The sequence below is a fragment of the Streptomyces sp. BRA346 genome, from assembly GCF_052851135.1.
In genome coordinates this window covers 71,771-84,936 of the sequence record NZ_JAIWIH010000017.1, presented here as the reverse complement: position 1 = coordinate 84,936, position 13,166 = coordinate 71,771, and the positions used below count along the sequence as shown (strand labels likewise).

Here is a 13,166-nt window from a genome sequence, read left to right as displayed (position 1 = left end):
TACGGAAGCCGTTGGTCAGACGGGTTCGGCCACCGGCGTCACATCGGCCGGGGTCTCGCCGTCGGCGGACTTGGGGGCGGCGCGCAGCGGCACCTCCTTGATGAACCAGGCCGCGAGGAAGCCGACGATGCTGATCACCGCGCCCCACAGGAACACCTGGTGCGCGCCGCTGGCCACGGCGTGGGTGTAGGCGTCCTTGATGGGCGGGGGCAGGTGCTTGATGCTCTCCGGGTCGAGCTGGGCGCCGCCGGAGGTGGCGGCCGCCGCCTTCGCGCCGCCCCGCTCGGCCATGGTGTCGTTCACCTGGTTGGTGAACAGGGCGCCGAGGATCGCGACGCCGAAGGAGCCGCCCAGGGTGCGGAAGAGGGTGGCGGAGGAGCTGCCGACGCCCATGTCCTTCATCTCGACGCTGTTCTGCGCGATCAGCATGGTCGTCTGCATGAGGAAGCCCATGCCCGCGCCGAGCACCGTCATGTAGATGCCGGAGGTGGTGCGGGTGGTCCCGGTGTCCATCTGCGCCAGCAGGAACATGCCCGTGGTGATCAGGATGCCGCCGAGGATCGGGAAGATCTTGTACTTGCCGGTCTGGGTGGTGACCCGGCCCGCGACCAGCGAGACGACCATCATGCCGAGCAGCATCGGGAGCAGCAGCAGACCGGAGTTGGTGGCGCTGGCGCCCTGGACGGTCTGCTGGTAGAGCGGCAGGAAGGTCATCGAGCCGAACATCACGAAACCGGTGAGGAAGCCGATGATCGTGACCAGCGAGAAGTTGCCGATCCGGAAGATGTGCAGCGGCAGCACGGGTTCGGCGACCCGCTTCTCGACGAACACGAACGCCACGAGCGCCACGACGCCGACCGCGCCGAGCCCGAAGATCTGGGGCGAGCCCCAGGCGTACTCGTTGCCGCCCCAGGTGGTGAGCAGCACGAGCGCGGTGATGCCCACGGTCAGCAGGGCCGCGCCGGTGTAGTCGATCCGTCCTTCGTAGCGCTTCTTGGGCAGGTGCAGGACCGCGCTGATCGCGAACAGGGCGATCGCGCCGAGCGGGATGTTGATGTAGAAGATCCAGCGCCAGCCGAGGTGGTCGGTGAGGGTGCCGCCGACCAGCGGGCCACCGATCATGGCCACGGCCATCACACCGGCCATCATGCCCTGGTAGCGACCGCGCTCCCGCGGCGGCACCAGATCGCCGATGATCGCCATCACGCCGACCATCAGACCGCCCGCGCCCAGGCCCTGGAGGGCCCGGAAGCCGATCAGCTGACCCATCGTCTGGGCCATGCCGGACAGGGCCGAGCCGACGAGGAAGAGGGCGATGGAGGAGAGGAAGATGCCCTTGCGGCCGTACATGTCGCCGAGCTTGCCCCAGATGGGGGTCGAGGCGGCGGTCGCCAGGGTGTACGCGGTCACCACCCACGAGAGGTGCTCGAGCCCGCCCAGCTCGCCGACGATGGTCGGCATCGCGGTGCCGACGATCATGTTGTCGAGCATCGCGAGCAGCATCGCGATCATGAGGGCCAGGATCACCACGCCGGTGCTGTGGGTCTTCGGCTCCTTGCCCTGCTTGCCTGGAGCGGGCCGGGCGGTGCCCTGTGCGGGCAGGGAAGCGGGTGGCGCTTCACCTTCTTGTTTCTTCTGGGACATGATCTCCACTCCCCCTGGTTACGACGAGCTCCGGTGACGCGCCACTTACTTGCCGCCCGGCTAGTTGAGTACAGTAGGAAAGGTAAGACGTCTACTAGCCGGGCGTCAAGTAAGTTTTGTTCGGCCTGCTCAGAGGGCTGGCCCCACCCCCACAGGAGAGCATCTTGGGCAGCACACCGCGCCGGGGCGACACCCGTCAGCGCATCCAGGACGTGGCCCTGGACCTCTTCGCCAAGCAGGGGTACGAGAAGACCTCGCTGCGCGAGATCGCCGAACAGCTCGACGTCACCAAGGCCGCGCTCTACTACCACTTCAAGACCAAGGAAGACATCGTCCTCAGCCTCTTCCGGGACCTGAGCGAGCCGCTCGACGAGCTGATCGCCTGGGGCGAGCGGCAGCCCCGCACCCTGGACACCAAGCAGGAGCTGCTGCGCCGCTACAGCGCGGCCCTGAGGGGAGTCGAACCGCTGCTGCGCTTCATGCAGGAGAACCAGGCGACGGTGCGCGAGCTGAGCATCGGCCAGTTCTTCAAGGACCGGATGATCGCGATGTCCGGCCTGATCCGCGACCCCGACGCCGGGCTGACCGACCAGGTCCGCTGCACGACCGCGCTCTTCAGCATCCACGCGAGCCTCTTCGCGATGCAGACGATCGAGGGCGACCCCGAGGCGAAGCGGCAAGCCGTCCTCGAAGTCGCCCTCGACCTACTGACCCAGGCGCACGCGCCAGCGGAGCGCCTGGGCGACCGGTGACGCCCGAGGGAGACGGGGCGCCACCGGCCGCTTTTCGACCCGGCGGTCAGACCGGTGGTCAGATCTTGACGCCGTGCTCCCGCAGGAAGGTCAGCGGCCCCACGGCCGAGCCGTAGTTCGGGGTCGTACGGACCTCGAAGTGCAGGTGCGGGCCGGTGGAGTTGCCGGTGCTGCCGGACAGCCCGATCTGCTGGCCGGTGGTCACGCTCTGCCCTATCCGCACGTCGATCCGGGAGAGGTGCGCGTACTGCGTGTACGTGTCGTTGTCGTGCTTGATCACGATGGCGTTGCCGTACGCGGGGCCGTCACCGGCGCCGTACGGGCCCGCCTTGACGACGACACCGGTGTGCACGGCCCGCACCGGGGTGCCGGAGGGCACCACGAAGTCCTGGCCGCTGTGGTTGTGCGACCACAGGTTGCCCGCCAGGCCGAAGACGGCACCCAGGGTGTACTTGGCGACCGGGGTCTCCCAGACGTCGGCCTTCTTCTTGGCCTCGGCGACCTTCGCGGGGGCGCCGGCGGCCGTCGCGTCTGCGGCGAACGTCACGCCGGCGCCGAGCGCGAGCGAGGCGCCCACACCCACGGCGATCACGGCGGCGCGGGCCCGCGCGAGGGACGAATGCGAATGCGGATAACGACGGGTGGTGGCGCGCGGGGCCATAGGGGACTACCTCCGGGAATGCGTGAAGACGACGCCCCTTGTTATCCCGTTCGCGCGATATGGCCAAGATGCGTCTCTACTAAGCGGATGCGTAGTTCGGGTTCGCCGGGCACCCTTTTCGGCGCAGAATTCCATCCCCCCTGACCTGCGCATACGCTCAACAACCGGCCAATTCCTAATTCCCGTAGTAGGTCAGGTGAGCCCTGTGCCGCATATCACCTCGCCCCCGTTTCGCAGGGACTTTCGGGTGTCCGTTTCGGGACCAAAGTCCCGGCCCCGCCGGTATGCTGTCCGGCCAGGAGCCACCACTACCGGGGGGAATGGGACGTGGATCCCGCAGTCATCGGCGCGCGCCTGGCGTCCAGCGCCGTCGCGCCGCTCGTCAAGAAGCTGTTCGTGCAGGAGGGGCCGGGCGCCGGGCTGGTGGACCGGCCCGTCCGTATCTCGTCCCTCGTCTCCTTCCGGGGCGAGAAGAGCACGCTGACCGACAAGGACCTGCGCAAGCTCGCCGCCGAACTGGTCGAACGCGCCATGGCGGGGGCGGGTCCCGGCGAGCGGCCGATCCCGGCCGACGAGGCCGAGCCGTTGACCGACGCGCTGGCCAAGTCGTTGCACTCACTGGGCGACCTGACCATGGACGACGTACAGGCCGTGCGGTTCGGCCACCGGGTGCTGGCCAAGGACCTCCACTACAAGGCCGAGCTTCCCGACGCCCAGCTCTCGCTGAACGCGTCCCGGCTCTACCGAAACCTCCTCGACACCGCCTGCCTGCACATCCTGCACTTCTTCACCCAGCGCTCGACCTTCGTCGCCCGCACCCTGGTCGAGCAGAGCGGTCAGCTCAGCGAACTCATCACCAAGATCGACATCCTGATCGAGCGGCTCCCGTCCCAGTCCGTGCAGGACGCCGCGTTCGAGCGCCGGTACGCCGACTACACGGCTCTGAAGCACGACACGCTGACCATCGTCGGCATCGACCTCAGCCACTCCGAGGCCACCTGGCCGCTGGACGCCGCGTACCTCAGCCTGGAGGCCGTCTCCCAGGACGACCACTCCCCCGGCGTCGACGGCGCCCAACTCACCGCCCTCCCCGCCGACCGGGCCCTCTCCGGCCACGAGCGCGTCCTGCTGCGCGGGGTCGCGGGCTCCGGCAAGACGACCCTCGTCCAGTGGCTCGCCGTCTCCGCCGCCCGGCAGGAACCGCCGCGCGGGCTGGAGCAGCTGATCGGCCGCGTCCCCTTCGTCCTGCCCCTGCGCACCATCGCCCGCCAGGACGCCCTGCCCTCCCCGGCGCGCTTCCTCGCCTCCGTCCACAACCCCCTGGACGCCGCCCAGCCCGCCGGCTGGGCCGACCGCGTCCTCACCGCCGGGCGCGGACTGCTGCTGATCGACGGCATCGACGAGATCCCCGAACGCGACCGGGAACGCACCCGCGCCTGGCTGGCCGACCTGCTCCTCGCCTACCCCGGCAACCTGTGGCTCGTCACCTCCCGCCCCTCCGCCGTCGCCGACGACTGGCTCGCCGCCCAGGACTTCAGCGAGTTCGCGCTGTCCCCCATGAGCCGCGACGACATGGCCGCCTTCATCGACCGCTGGCACGACGCGGCGCGCCGGACGTGCCGTACGGACGACGAGCGCACAGCCCTCGACGCGTACCAGAGCGCGCTGCATACGGCCGTCCGCACCAAGCAGGACCTCAGCCGACTCGCCACCAACCCCCTGATGTGCGGCCTCATCTGCGCCCTCCACCGCGCCCGCCGCGGCTACCTCCCACCCGGCCGCAAGGCCCTGTACGACGCGGCGCTGTCCATGCTGCTCACCCGCCGCGACACCGAGCGCCACGTCTACGCGCCGGGCGACATCCAGTTGGAAGAGGAGCCGCAGATCCAGCTCCTCCAGCGGCTCGCCTACTACCTGATCCGCAACGGCGAGGCCGAGCTGGACCGCGACCGGGCGGAGGCCATCGTCGCCGAGGCCCTTCCGTCGGTCCCGGCCGCGCAGGTGCTGGGCGACGCGTCGGCGATTTTGCGGCATCTGCTGCTGCGCAGCGGCCTCCTGCGCGAGCCTTCGGCGGGCACCGTGGAGTTCGTCCACCGCACCTTCCAGGACTACCTGGGCGCGAAGGCGGCGGTGGAGGCGTGGGATGTGGGCCTGCTGGTCAAGAACGCCCACGACTCCCAGTGGGAAGACGTGATCCGCATGGCCGTCGCCCATGCACGGCCACGCGAACGTGCCGAGCTGCTGGGCAAGCTGCTCGATCTGGCCCGCAAGAATTCCCAGTCCTCGCTACGGCTGTTCCTCCTGGCCATGGCCTGCCTCGACCACGCACCGGACCTGGATCCGGAGATACGCGAGGAGGTCACCCGGCACGCCATGGGATTCATCCCGCCCCTGGACGTCCGACGCGCCCGGGAACTCGCCACGGTGGGCCCCCTCGTGCTGGAACTCCTTCCGCCGCCCGAAGACCTGACCGACGAGCAAGCGGAATACTGCGTCGTGACGGCCTCACGCATCCCCGTAGACGCGGCCATCCCCTACCTTGCACGGTTCGCCGACCACCCCGCGATCGCCGTGCGCGCACAGCTGGCCTCCAGCTGGGGACGGTTCGACACCGAGCGCTACTTCACCGAGGTGATCCTGCGCCTCGACCGCGAGGAGCTGTACTTCGTGGCCGAGTCCATGGAGCACCTTCGCCTGCTCCAGGACACCGGGCCGCGTCCGTATCTGATCCTGCGCGGCGACTTCACCGAGGATCAGATCAGGGACCGCCTCCGCACCGAGGAGGTCACCCGGCTGCGGCTGGAGCGCAACGACGTGCTCGCCGACCTCGGCGCCCTCGGCCACCTGACGCACCTGGAAACGCTGTATCTGAACGGCTGCGCCGAAGCCCGCGACCTGAGCCCGCTCTCCGAACTCCACCTCCGCACCTTGGTCTACGACCCGCCCGTAGTTACGCACTTCCCCGGGGGCCTGGACACGTTGGGGACACTGGACCGGCTGAAGATCACCATCAGTGGGTACCCACGGTCGTTGGGCCCCATTGGGATCACCTGGCTGGACCTCCATGTCAGGGGAGATGCGATGGACACCTTCTGGCTCGCCGCCGCATGCCCCCGGCTCCGTCATCTGAACCTCGTGTTCGCCTTCCCCTCCGACGAGCCCGTCGATCTGTCCCCGCTCGCCGCCCTACGCGACTTGGAGACCGTCACCGTCAACGTGCCCGTCGACTACCCTGTCGCGCTCCCGGGTGTCACGGTGACGGCGTCCGGCCCCTGACCCGGGCGCGCTCCGCCTTCAGCAGGCGCTGGTAATCCGTAAGCAGGCGCAGCAGCGCGAAGCCGGTGCCGAGGGGGCCGACGCCCGTCACCGATGGTGACTGCTGCGGGTTCGCGAGGTCCTCGCCGTGCGCCATACTTGTCTGTATGTGCGCCATGCTCTCCGACGAGCCGTTGCCGTCCGCCGCCGAGCTGCTACGGGAGCGGTACGCGCGCCGGCTGCCCAGCTCCCTCAGTGAGCTGACCGGCCCGGCACACGGCAGCGTGCAGCTGCCGTTGCACGTGGCCTGGTCCGGGCTGACGCGGTTCGATCTCGACCGACCGCGGCTGCGCATGAGCATGTACCGCACGGTGCTGGCCGAAGGGCAGCACGATGATCTTGTCACCCTGTTGAACCCGGAACTCCTGCTCTCTCAGTGGCCCGTTCTCCGCACACTGGTCAGCCGCGCCATCCGTGACGTCTGGGAGTCCGCGTTCCCCGAACTGGCAGCCGCCCGTCCGGCAGCTGCGGCGTAAACCTCAGCGACCTGCATCGTCGGGTGCTTTCAGACGTCCTGTCCATCGGCAGCTCCTACCCGCTGGTCATCACGGGCGGGTACGCCGTGCAGGCGCATGGCCTCGTCGACCGCCTCAGCCAGGATCTCGACCTCGCCACCGAGAACCCCGCTCCCATGGCGGAGATCGCCCGCACTCTGACCCTGGGTCTGGCTGAGCACGGCTGGCAGGTGCGGGAGATCGGAGTGGACCCGCTGTCCGGCCGACTTGTCGTCACGGATCCAGCAAGCGGCGAACAGTGCGAGGTCGACATCCTCAAAGAGGCGTTCTGGGGGCCACCGGCCGTTACCCAGTACGGTCCGGTACTTGCCCTGGACGACGTCATCGGTACGAAGGTGCGCGCTCTGGCCGACCGGGGAGCCGTCCGCGATCTCATCGACGTCCACGCCGCCTCCCAGCACCGCACTACCGTCGACCTGGAAACGCTCGGCCGCCGCCATGCACGGGATGAGTTCTGTCTTGAGGACCTCCACGCCCGCCTGGATGGTGCGGAGTGGTACGAGGACGAGGAGTTCGCCGCCTACGGCCTCACCGATGCGGCAACGGTCGCCCTGCGCTCCTGGGCCAGGGACTGGTGCGACGACCTCACTCGGCGCCTGCACGAGTCAATCATCGAGGATCACTGACGCCGAGAAAGCCAGCCGCTGCGGCTACTACTCGGGTGACCCCCTGATGGCAAACGACTGAAACGGCTCAGGTCCGCCACGTCCTGGGGGAATGACGGGCGCGCTCGGCCTTCAGCAGGCGTTGGTAGTCCGTGAGCAGCCGCAGCAGCGCGAAACCGGTGCCGAGGGGGACGGCGCCGATCAGCAGCTGCGGTTGCTGCGGGTCCGCGAGGTCCGCCCGTATCTCGGGCAGCCGTACGCCGTGCTCGGCCAGCTCGTCGCGGAGGATTTCGGCGACCCGCTCGGCGGGCGCGGGGCTCATGCGGCGCTCTCGGGCGGGATGTTCAGCTCGAACCAGACGGCCTTGCCCGTGCCCTCGGACGGCTCGTCAATGGTCAGGCCGACGACATCCGACAGGGCCGTGACCAGGAACAGCCCGCGCCCGTTGGGCTCATCGCTGGCCGCGCGTCGGGGCGAGGGGAGGGCGGGCCCGTCGTCATGAACGGTCACCCGCACCCAGGTGCGCTCAATGGTGGCGGCGAGCCGCACGTCCCCCTTGCCATGCCGATGGACGTTGGTGACTAACTCCGACGTGCACATGGCCGCCGTCTCGGCGAGTAGGTCCAGGCCGGAGGCCGTGAGAACGGCGCGTACGAAGTCGCGGCACAGGCGCGGGGCCGTGGGGAGGGCGGGGGCGGTGAGGGTGTAGTGGAGCGGAAGTTCGGCGTGTACGCCCATGCGGCGCCTCCGTGGCAGTTCCGTGGCTCAATACCTTGTGTGACCAAGACGACACCCAAAGTACGGGAAAGCTCAGCAATGTTGCAACCACTTCCGTAAGGATGATTGGACCGCTCCCCTGACCCGGGGCACACTGTCGACGAATCCCCTGGAGGACTGTCCGTGGCGCTGCGAACGCTCATCACCGAACGACAACGCCGACTCGGCGCCGAGCTCAAGAAGTTGCGGCTCCAGGCAGGGTTATCGATCGCCGACGGCGGCAAGCTGATCGACATGGGCGCGCCACACCTGAGCCACATCGAAGCGGGGCGGACAGCCATCCCCACCGACAGGCTGCGCCTACTGGTTGACGCCTACGGGTGCAAGAATGTTCCCTACGTTGACGAACTCGTCAGCATGGCCGAGAGCAGCGGCAAAGGCTGGTGGTCGACCCACCGGAAGTCCTTGCCGCAGTCCACGCTCGACCTCGCGGAGCTGGAATCGCGCGCGACGGCGATCCGGACGTATGAAACCTTGCTGATCCCAGGACTGCTGCAGACCGCCTCGTACATGCGCGCGCTATTCCGCAGCGGACTTCCCGATGCCTCCCCCGAGGAGATCGAGGATCTCGTCCGCTTCCGACGAGCCCGCCAACGCATCATGGAAGCCGATCCCTCTGTATCGCTTGAGGCTGTCATCCACGAGGCAGCTCTCCGTATGGAGGTGGGTGGTCCACACGTCATGCGGGAGCAGCTGACACACCTCATCCGGGCGTCGATGCGCCCTCACGTGACGATCCAAGTGTTGCCGTTCAAGGTCGGCGTGCGTTTCTGGCAGAGCACGCCGTTCCTCATCCTGGGCGTCGGAGTTCCGGGTCTGGAGACCGTGGTCGCGGATCATCCGTCCGCGATTCTGCGCCTGGGTGACCCCGATTCCATCGCCCGATACGAGTCAACCTTCAGCGATCTGAGCCAGAGTGCGCTGCCACCGGTAATCGCCAATGAGGCGCCCGAGCTGCACGAGAAGCCTGATTCATGGGGCCTCCTCCAACACATCCTTTACACCCACTAGAGAAGGCAGCATGTCCGACCTCAACTGGCAGAAGTCCACCTTCAGCGAAGCAGGTGCGGCCAACTGCGTGGAACTCGCCGCCGCCCACGACGGCATACGCATACGTGAAAGCGACGAGCCCGACGACGTGATCCATACCAACCCGGCAGCTCTCCGCGCCTTCATACGGGCCGCCAAGGCGGGGTGCCTCGACCGCGGGTGAGTCGCCTCAGGTCGCGGAGCGGGGAAGGCCGATCCAACGGTTTTCCTCCATGACTCGGTAGCCGACGCGCGTGTACAAGCGCATGGCCGCCTCGTTGCCGCCCCACACGGTGAACATCAGCGCAGAGTCGCCGGCCGCGAGCGTTGCCTGTTCGCCGGCTGCCATCGCGGCCCGGCCGTACCCCCTGCCTCGGTGTTCCTCCTGAATGAACAGCGAGTAGCCGTAGGTGACCCCCGGAAGGTACCCGTGCTTCACCCAGCCGGTGCCGATCCGTCCGCCCGCCGTCTCGAGCACCAGGAACGTGTTGTCGGGCGTCGACAGGCCCTCGGGAATCACCTTCGCGAAGTCGCGATCGGCCTTGCGTACGGCCTCCTCGGGGCTCAGGGCTCCGGCCCGGACGATGTCGCCGACGTAGGCGGCCTTCTCGGATGCGAGCCACTCGGGATATTCGTCCTGTGTCATCGTCCGTGCGGTGACGCCGTCGACGAGTTCCGGCGGGGAGCTGACGCGCCGCATCCTGAGCTGGCCACGGACGTGGTAGCCGCCGAACAGCTCGCCGACGGGCTCGGTGAGCCGTATGTCCAGCCGGCGTGCGCCGCGCTCCGCGCACCATGCCTCGGCCCAGTCCCGGGCGGCCTGCTCGTGCCCCTGTCCGGCGTGGAGCGCATCGACGCGGAGGTCTCCGATAAGGCCCGCGAGCGTGCCGTTGTCGTCAGCCACGGTCACGGCGACGTATCCGACTCGGGCCCCGGCGTCCGTGATCTCGGCGACGGTCCAGTCGCCGATGCCGGCGCGTACGTCCTCGAGCCTGCGCTCCGCCGCGTCGGCACCGAGTCCTGCCGTCGTGTACGAGGCGTGTAATCGCCGCTCGAAGTCCTTCTGCCATTCCGTGCTGTCACCGACGACACTGATTTCTGTCATCTGCTCACATTAGCCACGTTGTCATGGACCTGAACTGGTGATTGTGGTGTCGATGTCACATTCCGGAGGGCCGTCTCGTCGTACTCCCCGCTGAGCTCGAAGGCCAGGAGGCCATCCGTGCCTGGGGCAGGCGGGTGCCGGACTTCGTGGACTTCCTCGTGCAGAACACCCACCCCGGCATCATCCGGCTTGACGGCGACACGCGTCCGGCCGCGCGTATATGTCAGAGGTCGGGCGTACCCGCGACGGCCGTGGAGGGCTGAACTACGCGATCTACCACGACCGTTACCAGCGCACCGGCGACGGCTGGAAGTTCGCCGAGCGCGTCTACGAGGTCCGATACGAAGACACCTCGCCGCTGGCCGGCTCGCCGCCCCGCGCGGCTGAGGGTTCGTGACCAGCGTGCCGCGAGAGCCAGGTCGACCAGGCGCGTCGATCGGCTGTCCGAGCCACCGGCCGGTGGCCGCCGACGAGATGGAAGGGGGTGGGGTCGCAGGGGTGGGGTCCTGGACGCCACGTGTATTTGTGGCGCCAATCGCCCGACGTTCACTTCACGCTTCCGAGCAACGGCGCCGTAAATAGACGGTCCAGGGCCCTGCCCCGGAGGCCCCGCCCCCGCACCCACCACCGGACCCACCGCGCACCGCCCGAAAACCGGATGAACACCAGAAGGAGCACCCACTAGCGTCCCCGCCATGACGGACGACGACTGGCTGCGGCGCAACCGCGCGAACTGGGACGACCGGGTCCGGGTCCACGCCCGGAGCGACTTCTACGATCTGCCCGGGTTCCGCGGCGGCGCCTGCACGCTGCGCGGCTTCGAGCTGGACGAACTCGGGGACGTCAGCGGGAAGCGGCTCGTCCATCTCCAGTGCCACATGGGGCAGGACACGCTGTCCTGGGCGCGCCGCGGGGCGGCGCACGTCACCGGGCTGGACTTCTCCGGGGAGGCCATCCGTACCGCGCGCGAGTTGGCCGACGACCTTGGGCTCGCCAAGCAGGCGCGGTTCGTCGCGGCGGACGTGTACGACGCGGCACAAGCGCTGGACGGCGAGCGGTTCGACGTCGTGTACACCGGGCTCGGCGCGCTGTGCTGGCTGCCCGACATCCCGCGCTGGGCGGACGTCGTGGGCGGGCTGCTGAACGACGGCGGGGTGCTGTACCTCGCGGAGTTCCATCCGTTCACCGAGGTGCTGGGGGACGACGGGAAGAGCGTCGAGGTGGACTACTTCGACGATCAGGGCGAGACGTGGGACGAGCCGCACACGTACACCGACGGGCCGCCGCTCGCCCACACCGTCTCCGTGCAGTGGCAGCACCCGCTGGGGGACGTGGTGACGGCCCTCGCACAGGCCGGGCTGCGGATCGAGTTCCTGCACGAGCACGCCACCACGCTCTTCCAGCGCTATCCGGTGCTGGAGCGCACCGGGCCCGCCGAGCAGCCCGTCTTCCGTTTCCCCGAGGGGCATCCTCGGCTGCCGCTGATGTATTCGGTGCGCGCGACCAAGTGGTGAGGCTACGGGTGCTCACGCCCGACGACTGGCCGCTGTGGCGGAACGTACGGCTCGCCGCGCTGACCGACGCGCCGCACGCGTTCAAGACCACGCTCGCCGACTGGCACCGGGGCGGGGAGGAACGGTGGCGGGCCCGCCTGGAGATGCCGGGCGCGTATCCCGTCGTCGCCCTCCGGGACGGCCGGGCCGTCGGCGTGGCGGGCGGGGTGCCCGGCGAGGGCGGGGTGCGGGAGTTGCGGTCGGTGTGGGTCGGCCCCGAGGCGCGGGGCCACGGGGTCGGCGACCGGCTGATCGGGGCGGTCGAGGGATGGGCGCGCCGTTCGGGTGGTACGACGCTGACGCTCGGCGTGCTCCCGGGCAACGACGCGGCCATCGCCCTCTACCGGCGCAACGGGTTCGTGTATCTGTCGTCCGACGGCGCGACCGGGGAGCAGGTCATGGTCAAGGCGCTTCACCGGGCTGGGGGCGGACCGTGAGGATCTGCTGGGCGTGACCCACGGGTCCGTCGAGGTCGTGCAGGACGGTGCTGGTGATGCCCTGGCCGGTCGGGCCGAAGGCGACGCTGGTGTCCAGTCCGGTCCAGCGGCCCTCGGGCTGCCGGTGGAGGTGGAGGGTCAGGTCCACGTTGGGGAACATCCACGCGGTGGGCGGCCGGCGGACGGCGATGCCGTTGGCGGTGTCGACCAGGGCGACGTAGGACGCCAGCGGGCTCGCGGTCTCTCCGGCGACGAGGTCCACTCCGGTGGAGACCCAGACGGTGGCGCGGCCGGGCTGCGGCGGGGCGAGCGGCCGGGTGTCCAGGGTGGCGATGTATCCGCCGGGCCAGACGGTGGACATGTCCCAGGGTGCGAGCGCGTCGGGCGGGGTGAGACGGTCGGGGCCACCGCCCGCGACGGCGCCGGTGTCGAGGGTGGTCAGGAGCCAGGCGCGGGCCCGGACCACCGCGCGGTCCGCTATGAGCACGGTGGCTTCGACGAGTTCGATGGTGCGGCCGGGCCGGAGTGTCTCCACCCGGATCTCGCACTCGTCGAGGGCGAGGCGTCCGAGGATGTCGAAGCTGATGCGGCTGAGGACCATGCCGGTCTCCGGACGCCCGGCCAGATGGCGGTCGATGGCGTGCACGATCAGACCGCCGAGCGGGCTGAAGTGCTGTTCGTCGGAGGCCCACGCGCCGCCCACGTGGGGGGTGGGCTTGTAGCGGTGTTCGGCGGTGCGCTCGAAGTAGTTGTCCAACAGGTTTCTCCTTGGC

16 protein-coding genes are annotated in these 13,166 nt (G+C 69.1%); 9 read left to right on the top strand and 7 right to left on the bottom strand.

All coding sequences use genetic code 11. The features are described from left to right. Positions 1–15 precede the first annotated feature (15 nt). Entirely contained in the window at positions 16–1,644 is a 1,629-nt protein-coding gene (locus LCH29_RS21125) for an MDR family MFS transporter (RefSeq protein ID WP_446463300.1), read from the bottom strand. A 164-nt stretch (positions 1,645–1,808) separates the two neighbouring features. Between LCH29_RS21125 and LCH29_RS21120 the strand changes: the two genes are divergently transcribed. Next, positions 1,809–2,396 carry a TetR/AcrR family transcriptional regulator gene (locus tag LCH29_RS21120; protein ID WP_446463299.1) on the top strand — a complete coding sequence of 196 codons (588 nt, stop codon included), beginning with the start codon at positions 1,809–1,811 and terminating at the stop codon, positions 2,394–2,396. Positions 2,397–2,454: 58 nt separating this feature from the next. On the opposite strand, the gene LCH29_RS21115 is transcribed toward LCH29_RS21120, so the two are convergent. Beyond that, complete coding sequence (locus tag LCH29_RS21115) at positions 2,455–3,057, bottom strand: M23 family metallopeptidase (protein WP_446463298.1); 603 nt, start codon at positions 3,055–3,057, stop codon at positions 2,455–2,457. A gap of 327 nt (positions 3,058–3,384) precedes the next feature. On the opposite strand from LCH29_RS21115, the gene LCH29_RS21110 reads away from it, so the two are divergent. After that, positions 3,385–6,333, top strand: a complete 2,949-nt coding sequence (locus LCH29_RS21110) for an NACHT domain-containing protein (protein WP_446463297.1) — start codon at positions 3,385–3,387, stop codon at positions 6,331–6,333. Here the strand turns inward: LCH29_RS21110 and LCH29_RS21105 are convergent. Then, positions 6,308–6,469 (bottom strand): hypothetical protein, encoded by a 162-nt coding sequence (locus LCH29_RS21105; RefSeq protein ID WP_446463296.1) that lies wholly within the window; start codon positions 6,467–6,469, stop codon positions 6,308–6,310. The two genes, LCH29_RS21110 and LCH29_RS21105, sit on opposite strands and share 26 nt — an antisense overlap. 19 nt (positions 6,470–6,488) lie before the next feature. Between LCH29_RS21105 and LCH29_RS21100 the strand changes: the two genes are divergently transcribed. Further along, a complete protein-coding gene (locus LCH29_RS21100) occupies positions 6,489–6,848 on the top strand; it encodes a hypothetical protein (RefSeq protein WP_446463325.1) in 360 nt (119 codons plus the stop codon). Between the two features lie 23 nt (positions 6,849–6,871). Next, entirely contained in the window at positions 6,872–7,513 is a 642-nt protein-coding gene (locus tag LCH29_RS21095; protein ID WP_446463295.1) for a nucleotidyl transferase AbiEii/AbiGii toxin family protein, read from the top strand. A gap of 67 nt (positions 7,514–7,580) precedes the next feature. Here LCH29_RS21095 and LCH29_RS21090 read toward each other — a convergent pair whose 3' ends face one another. Then, a complete protein-coding gene (locus LCH29_RS21090) occupies positions 7,581–7,814 on the bottom strand; it encodes a hypothetical protein (RefSeq protein ID WP_446463294.1) in 234 nt (77 codons plus the stop codon). Further along, positions 7,811–8,230 (bottom strand): ATP-binding protein, encoded by a 420-nt coding sequence (locus LCH29_RS21085; RefSeq protein ID WP_446463293.1) that lies wholly within the window; start codon positions 8,228–8,230, stop codon positions 7,811–7,813. The genes LCH29_RS21090 and LCH29_RS21085 overlap by 4 nt, the downstream gene beginning before the upstream one ends. A gap of 162 nt (positions 8,231–8,392) precedes the next feature. Here LCH29_RS21085 and LCH29_RS21080 point away from each other — a divergent pair, with 162 nt between their 5' ends. Together LCH29_RS21080 and LCH29_RS21075 are read left to right on the top strand one after the other, a co-directional pair. Further along, the gene (locus LCH29_RS21080) at positions 8,393–9,280 is read left to right on the top strand and encodes a helix-turn-helix domain-containing protein (protein WP_446463292.1); all 888 of its coding nucleotides are present in this window, start codon (positions 8,393–8,395) and stop codon (positions 9,278–9,280) included. A 10-nt stretch (positions 9,281–9,290) separates the two neighbouring features. Beyond that, positions 9,291–9,482 carry a DUF397 domain-containing protein gene (locus LCH29_RS21075; protein ID WP_446463291.1) on the top strand — a complete coding sequence of 64 codons (192 nt, stop codon included), beginning with the start codon at positions 9,291–9,293 and terminating at the stop codon, positions 9,480–9,482. A 6-nt stretch (positions 9,483–9,488) separates the two neighbouring features. Here the strand turns inward: LCH29_RS21075 and LCH29_RS21070 are convergent, their stop codons facing one another. Next, positions 9,489–10,403 (bottom strand): GNAT family N-acetyltransferase, encoded by a 915-nt coding sequence (locus LCH29_RS21070; RefSeq protein ID WP_446463290.1) that lies wholly within the window; start codon positions 10,401–10,403, stop codon positions 9,489–9,491. A 220-nt stretch (positions 10,404–10,623) separates the two neighbouring features. On the opposite strand from LCH29_RS21070, the gene LCH29_RS21065 reads away from it, so the two are divergent. The 3 genes from LCH29_RS21065 to LCH29_RS21055 all read left to right on the top strand — a co-directional run bounded on the left by LCH29_RS21065 (position 10,624) and on the right by LCH29_RS21055 (position 12,393). Then, positions 10,624–10,800: a hypothetical protein gene (locus LCH29_RS21065; RefSeq protein WP_446463289.1), complete on the top strand. Its 177-nt coding sequence runs from the start codon at positions 10,624–10,626 to the stop codon at positions 10,798–10,800. A gap of 298 nt (positions 10,801–11,098) precedes the next feature. Then, complete coding sequence (locus tag LCH29_RS21060; RefSeq protein ID WP_446463288.1) at positions 11,099–11,917, top strand: class I SAM-dependent methyltransferase; 819 nt, start codon at positions 11,099–11,101, stop codon at positions 11,915–11,917. After that, positions 11,911–12,393, top strand: coding sequence for an N-acetyltransferase family protein (locus LCH29_RS21055; protein ID WP_446463287.1), 483 nt, complete (start codon positions 11,911–11,913; stop codon positions 12,391–12,393). Before LCH29_RS21060 ends, LCH29_RS21055 begins: the two co-directional genes overlap by 7 nt. On the opposite strand, the gene LCH29_RS21050 is transcribed toward LCH29_RS21055, so the two are convergent. After that, positions 12,359–13,150 (bottom strand): thioesterase family protein, encoded by a 792-nt coding sequence (locus tag LCH29_RS21050; RefSeq protein ID WP_446463286.1) that lies wholly within the window; start codon positions 13,148–13,150, stop codon positions 12,359–12,361. The two genes, LCH29_RS21055 and LCH29_RS21050, sit on opposite strands and share 35 nt — an antisense overlap. Positions 13,151–13,166: the final 16 nt, after the last annotated feature.